Origin of the sequence: Cesiribacter andamanensis AMV16, assembly GCF_000348925.1 — a bacterium.
Taxonomy (GTDB): Bacteria; Bacteroidota; Bacteroidia; order Cytophagales; family Cyclobacteriaceae; genus Cesiribacter; species Cesiribacter andamanensis.
The window spans coordinates 21,192-27,497 of sequence record NZ_AODQ01000057.1; the positions used below are offsets into that span (position 1 = coordinate 21,192).

Consider the following 6,306-nt stretch of genomic DNA (forward strand, 5'->3'; position numbering starts at 1 on the left):
TGATTAAACCAAGCACCCTTCTTCTGCTTGCCACATTGCTTTTTATGCTGGCTTGTACCGATGACGCCAGTGATCCGGCCAGGGCCGAACCTCCTACCAATGAAGTACTCAAACAGGGCATCACGATCGATGGTCTGGGGGGTACTGAAAATTCCATGGCTGTAGGGACCCTACGCGTTCATCTTGCCGAACAGGTGCTTGAGGGAGTTACAGAAATCAGCCTGTTGCTCAACAATGAAGAAGTAGCCCGTACAACCTCAGCTCCGTTTTCTCTGGAAAGTATGAATACACGGGAGCTGGAAGATGGCGCCTACACCCTGCGGGTGCTGGTAACCTATGCCGATGGTACCCAACGGGAGGCTACGTATGCCATTGAGGTGTCTAACGTGCTGCTAAGCCTGAACAATAACCTGTTCGATCTGCATGCTGGCTATGCCGATACCTATGGCGAGCGACTGGCAATTATCAGGAGATCAGAACGATCTTTTTCTGTTTACGTATGCTGGTATTCCAAGAGGAATGCAATGGAGCAATACCCTGGGGGCAGAAGCAGGGCAATATCAAGATACGTACCAGTCCTATTTTGTAAACTTTACCGTAACCTGCGAAGCTGCCTGCCCCACCCAAGGCGAAATGTTTATCTCAAGCGATACCTGGATACCCGAAGTGTTTCCGCTTTCGACAACTAGCTGGCCCCTTCAATCAAGTATAGGCATGCATCATATAGACCCCTATTTGCTAGGAAGGTTAGAGCAGGGTGGGGATGAAGTGCGCTGGGGGTATGTACATGTTCCAGGGTTAGATCAGGATCCTAAGCGTACCTTTAGTCTGTCTGATTTTCAGCAGAATACCGCTCAGCGTCAGTGGTTGTCGGAGAATGCCTTTAGCGCAGAAATGTTTCTTAAAATTGGTGAGAATCAGCGCTCGCCGACACTGTTCTCCCGCGACTACATGCAGGACTCGCCAGAGGAGCGAATTTCGTATCTGCTGCCTGCTGCCACAGATATTGCTGCTTTTATGCTGGAAGCAAACTGGGATGCAGGCAAAACCAATAGCTTTGGCATGGGAGCCTACACAGGACTCAGTATCTTCAATCAGGCAGTAAGTTCTCCAAAGCCAGTCTCGGTGTTGGAATTGCATGACAATGCCTACCGAACACTTGACTATACCCTAGCCAATGAGGAACAGGCTACAGTGGTTCTCTCTGCCTGGTATGATCATAGTGCGGGAGAGGTCTATCGGGAATTTTAACATATTGAACTGGCGGGAGCTCACTTTAAGCCTGTAAAGCTTGATCAGATTTTTGAAGGCGCCGATCCTGCCACATTAGAAAGCGTAATGCTAGATGATATCAATCTGTACTATCTTCCAGGCATGACCCAGCAGGAATACCTTGAATTGCAAAAAAACAGAGCATTTCCTGTATTCTTAGATCCATTTTTTCATAACATCAATGAGATACGCTGGTACAATCAGTCTCTATATCACATAGCTAATGAGGGGGGGCGCCAGATAATAGGTGGCAAAAAACGGCTGCTGGGGCTGCGGCATAGCCCGGGCCGCTGATGCCTGCCATGGACGGCTGGATGCTGCATGCCTATGGTTTAGGTTGAATGTTGCTTTTGATGGAGACCAGCAGAGGCAGAGGTAGTCCCAGCTGTTCTGGGTAGTGAGCCCGGCTTACTCCTCCAGCACAAACTGCAGCGCCCGGGCTTCGGAATAGTAGCGCCCACCCCCTTGCGAAAAGCCCACATGTCCTCCCTGCGCCGGTGCTTCAAAGCGTACATAGGGATGATCCTTCAGCATTTCCTGCGGATAGCATTCCGGTGAGAGAAAGGGGTCGTTCTGGGCATTGACGATAAGGGTAGGAATACGGATTTGCTCCACAAACTTAATGGCACTGCACTGTGCGTAATAATCGGCCGCATCCTTAAAGCCATGCAGCGGGGCGGTGTAACGGTCGTCAAATTCCCAGAGGGTGCGGATCTGGGGCAGATGCGCCAGGTCCAGGCTGCCGGGCTGCAGCCGGGCCTTTCCCTCCAGCTTGCGGCGCAGGTTGCGCAAAAAGCGCTTTTCATAGACCCGGTTCTGGCGGCGGCCCAGCTGGCTGCTGCTGCTGGCCAGGTCCAGGGGTACGGAAAAAACCACTGCTTTCCAGATCTCATTTGGTACCTGCTCACCCCGCTCGCCCAGGTACTTTAGGGTAAGGTTGCCGCCCAGGCTAAAGCCCGAGAGGATAATTCGGTTGTAGACCCCCTGCTGCAATACATGCTGCACTACCTGCTCCAGGTCCTGGGTGGCGCCGCTGTGGTAGAAGTGGGGCAGCTTGTTGATCTCGCCGCTGCAACCCCGGTAATTCCAAGCCAGGGCATGCAGGCCCCGCTGCACAAAGGCCCGGGCCATGCCCTTCACATAGGCCCGCCGGCTGTCGCCCTCCAGCCCGTGGCTGATGATCAGCAGTGTATCACTGGCAGCCTGCGGGCGGATCCAGTCCAGGTCCAGAAAATCGCCATCGGGTGTGGCGATGCGCTCCCGCTGGTAGGGCAGGTGGGGCACCCGGCGAAAGAGCGAGGGCACAATGGTCTGAAAATGGCCGTTAGGCAGGTACCAGGGGGCTTTGTAGGGATGCATGCAGGTAGAACGTTTGCGGCAAACTTAGTACATCGGTGCCATAAAAAAAGGTTCCTTCCGGCCGGCATCCTCAAACAAAAGCAGGGTGGCCGAATTTACCATTATGCCGGGGGCCTTTTTGGGTAATAAACGAAAAAGGCTTTATTTTACAGCACCATTTGAGGATGGCGACCTAATCATTTTTGTAAGTAGACTATGGCAGAAGTAATCCGCATGCCCAAGATGAGCGACACCATGGAAGAAGGGGTGATCGCCTCCTGGCAGGTTAAGGTAGGAGATACGATTAAAGCTGGTGATGTACTGGCCGAAGTAGAGACCGACAAGGCAACCATGGAACTGGAATCGTACCAGGACGGTACCCTCTTGCACATAGGGGTACAGGTAGGTGATGCGGTGCCGGTAAATGCCATTATAGCCGTTATCGGCAATAAAGGAGAAGATATCAGCGGACTGCTGAAGGAAGATAAAGGCGGAAACGGGCAGCAGCAGGAAGCCCCTGCCAAAGCCCAGGCCGATGCCGCCCCCCAGGCAAAGCAGGAAGAAAAGAAAGCCACCGCTCCGGCTGCCGATGTATCCAGCATCAAGGCCACCGTAGTGCGCATGCCCAAAATGAGCGATACCATGCAGGAGGGCGTAATTGCCGCCTGGCATAAAAAAGTGGGCGATTCGGTAAAAAGCGGCGATCTGCTGGCCGAAGTTGAGACCGATAAGGCCACCATGGAACTGGAGTCGTATGAAGACGGCACCCTTTTGTATATAGGCGTAGAGGAAGGCAATAGTGTGGCCATTGATGGGGTGATTGCCATCATAGGCGAAAAAGGCGCCGACTACAAAGCCCTGCTGCAGGCCGAAGAAGCCGACGCAGGAGAAAGTGAGCAGGCGCCAGCCCAGAAAGAAGCCTCTGCATCTGCCGATGCGGCTCCCAAAGCCACGGCTGCACCAGCCTCCGACGGACAGCAGCAAAAAGAGCAGGCACCTGCTGCCGATGATGACAGCCGCATAAAAGCCTCCCCTCTGGCCCGCAAAATGGCCAAGGAGAAAGGCTATACTCTTAGCCAGATAAAGGGCTCAGGCCCTGAAGGCCGCATTGTAAAGGCTGATGTAGAGAACTTTACCCCAGGCGCCGCTGCGCCTCAGGCCCAACAGGCTCCCGCAGCAGAGGGTCAGCAACAGCAGGCCCTGCAATTGCCACAGGTGGTGGGCGAAGAGCGCTTCGAAGACCGCAAGGTGTCCCAAATGCGCAAAACCATTGCCAAGCGCCTGGCCGAAAGCAAGTTTACCGCCCCGCACTTCTACCTGACCATGGCCATCGACATGGATAAGGCCATCAGTGCCCGCGAAAGCCTCAACCAGATCTCACCGGTCAAGATCTCCTACAACGATATGGTGATCAAAGCCGCCGCCCTGGCCCTGCGCAAGCATCCGGCCGTAAATGTAAGCTGGCTGGGCGATACCATGCGCTACAACCAGCACATCAACATCGGGGTGGCCGTGGCTGTGCCCGAAGGCCTGCTGGTGCCCGTAGTTCGCTTTGCCGACAACAAGACCCTCAGCCACATTTCGGCCGAGGTAAAAGACCTGGGCGCCAAAGCCAAAAACAAGCAGCTGCAGCCCAAAGACTGGGAGGGAAGCACCTTTACCATCTCCAATCTGGGCATGTTCGGCATCGATGAGTTTACCGCCATTATCAACCCGCCCGATGCCTGCATCATGGCCGTAGGGGGCATCAGCCAGGTGCCCGTAGTGAAAAACGGCGCTATTGTGCCGGGCAATGTGATGAAGGTAACCCTGAGCTGCGATCACCGGGCCGTAGATGGCGCCGTTGGCGCTGCCTTCCTGCAGACCTTCAAGGAATTGCTGGAAGACCCCATCAGAATGTTGGTATAGGTATCGGGTAGGAGGTATGGGGTATGAGCTTCGTTGCTGGAAATCTCCCTCAACTGTTGGCTACGCCAAGACCCCATACCCCATACCTCATAGCCCATACCCAAACACTTTTTTCACATGAGTTTACCAAAAATAAAGAGCACTACTGTTTGTGCCATTAAACATAACGGCAAGGTAGCCATAGGCGCCGACGGACAGGCCACCATGGGCAATACCGTAGCCAAGGGCAATGTAAAGAAAATACGCAGCCTGCAGGGGGGCAAGATCCTGGTAGGCTTTGCCGGCTCTACGGCCGATGCCTTTTCGCTGCTGGAGAAGTTTGATGAGAAGCTCAACAGCTATGGCGGCAACCTGAAACGGGCAGCCATTGAGCTGGCCAAAGACTGGCGCACCGACCGCTACCTGCGCAAGCTGGAAGCCATGATGATTGCCTGCGATAAGGACGAGGTGCTCATCATCAGCGGTACCGGCGATGTGCTGGAGCCCGAAAATGGCATTGCCACCATCGGCTCGGGCAGCATGTTTGCCAATGCCGCCGCCATTGCCCTGAAGAAGCATGCCGGCGACAAGCTCACCGCCCGCCAGATGGTAGAAGAATCGCTGCACGTAGCCGCCGATATCTGCATCTACACCAACCACAACCTGGTGCTTGAGGAGATCGAGAGCTAACCAATCACCCAGGACAAGAAAGCCCGCTTTTCACCATGAGAAGCGGGCTTTTGTGTTGAATGGAGACGATAGGCATACTCAATGCTCACAGGCCCAGGCGGCTCGGTTTTATGGTCTGCCGGTAAGATTCCCCTAAAAGTGGTCTTCCATGACCAAAATACCTGTCAACGCTTAGAAATGCCTGAGCCGGCAGGCCGATATCTTTTCTTTTAACAGGCATTTCGCGTACTTAAGGGGCTGTATAGACCTGCTTTTTACGCAATGACTGCATTTGAACAATTGGGCTCGCTGGCGCTGGCCAGCCGGCTGAAATTATTAAGCGAACGCCTGGCGAAAGATGTGGCCGGCGTGTATCAGAGTCTGAACATCCCCTTTGAGCCACGCTGGTTTACCCTGTTCTGGACACTGAGCCGGCAGGAGCCCCTCACCATTACCGAACTAGCCCGGGAGCTTAGGCAGACCCATGCCGCCATTGTGCAGATCACCAACCTGCTGGAAAAAAAGGGGCTTCTTCAGAGTAAAAAGGATAAAAACGACGAGCGGCGCCGGCAGGTATCGCTTAGCCCCAAAGGCAAGCGCCTCTTTGAATCGGTAGAACCTGTGCTGGGCGCTATCCAGCAGGCCAACGATGAGCTGCTGCGCATGGCCGCTCCCGATTTTCTGGCCAGCCTGCAGGTGCTGGAGCAGGCGCTTGACCAGCGCAGCATGCAGCAGCGTATACAGGACCAGCTGCAGCTGGCCGATCAGGGGGTTGCCATCCGGGGCTATGACAGCAGCTACAGGCAGGCCTTCCGGGAGTTGAACAGGGCCTGCCTCCAAGAGCAGGCTGGCGCCCTGGAGCCAGCCGATGAACAACTGCTTCACCATCCCGAAGAAGAGATCCTGAACAAGGGAGGCATGCTCTTTTTTGCCCTCTACCAGCAGCAGGTGGTAGGCACTGCAGCCCTGTTAGCGGTACAGGAAGGGGAATTTCAGCTGGATTACCTGACCGTTGACAAAGCCTTTCGGCGCCGGGGAATCGGCAAAATGCTGCTGCAGCAGGTGCTTACCTTTGCCGGCAGCAGAGGCAGAAACGCTTGATCTCTACACCAGTCCTCTGCTGGTGGAGGGAATTAATTT

At 54.6% G+C, this 6,306-nt stretch carries 6 protein-coding genes; 5 read left to right on the plus strand and 1 reads right to left on the minus strand.

The window, feature by feature from the left end; all coding sequences use genetic code 11:
• Positions 1 to 44: 44 nt before the first annotated feature.
• On the plus strand, positions 45 to 689 hold the full coding sequence (locus ADICEAN_RS11620) for a hypothetical protein (RefSeq protein WP_152426402.1): 645 nt from the start codon (positions 45 to 47) through the stop codon (positions 687 to 689).
• 25 nt (positions 690 to 714) lie between these two features.
• Positions 715 to 1,251, plus strand: a complete 537-nt coding sequence (locus tag ADICEAN_RS11625; protein ID WP_009195796.1) for a hypothetical protein — start codon at positions 715 to 717, stop codon at positions 1,249 to 1,251.
• Positions 1,252 to 1,680: 429 nt separating this feature from the next.
• Here ADICEAN_RS11625 and ADICEAN_RS11635 read toward each other — a convergent pair whose 3' ends face one another.
• A complete protein-coding gene (locus tag ADICEAN_RS11635; RefSeq protein ID WP_009195798.1) occupies positions 1,681 to 2,631 on the minus strand; it encodes a YheT family hydrolase in 951 nt (316 codons plus the stop codon).
• Positions 2,632 to 2,826: 195 nt separating this feature from the next.
• Here ADICEAN_RS11635 and ADICEAN_RS11640 point away from each other — a divergent pair, with 195 nt between their 5' ends.
• From ADICEAN_RS11640 to ADICEAN_RS11650, 3 genes are all read left to right on the plus strand, one after another.
• Positions 2,827 to 4,518, plus strand: a complete 1,692-nt coding sequence (locus tag ADICEAN_RS11640) for a pyruvate dehydrogenase complex dihydrolipoamide acetyltransferase (RefSeq protein ID WP_009195799.1) — start codon at positions 2,827 to 2,829, stop codon at positions 4,516 to 4,518.
• 117 nt (positions 4,519 to 4,635) lie between these two features.
• On the plus strand, positions 4,636 to 5,187 hold the full coding sequence (hslV, locus tag ADICEAN_RS11645) for an ATP-dependent protease subunit HslV (protein WP_009195800.1): 552 nt from the start codon (positions 4,636 to 4,638) through the stop codon (positions 5,185 to 5,187).
• 261 nt (positions 5,188 to 5,448) lie between these two features.
• Positions 5,449 to 6,267, plus strand: coding sequence for a bifunctional helix-turn-helix transcriptional regulator/GNAT family N-acetyltransferase (locus ADICEAN_RS11650; protein ID WP_009195801.1), 819 nt, complete (start codon positions 5,449 to 5,451; stop codon positions 6,265 to 6,267).
• Positions 6,268 to 6,306 lie beyond the last annotated feature (39 nt).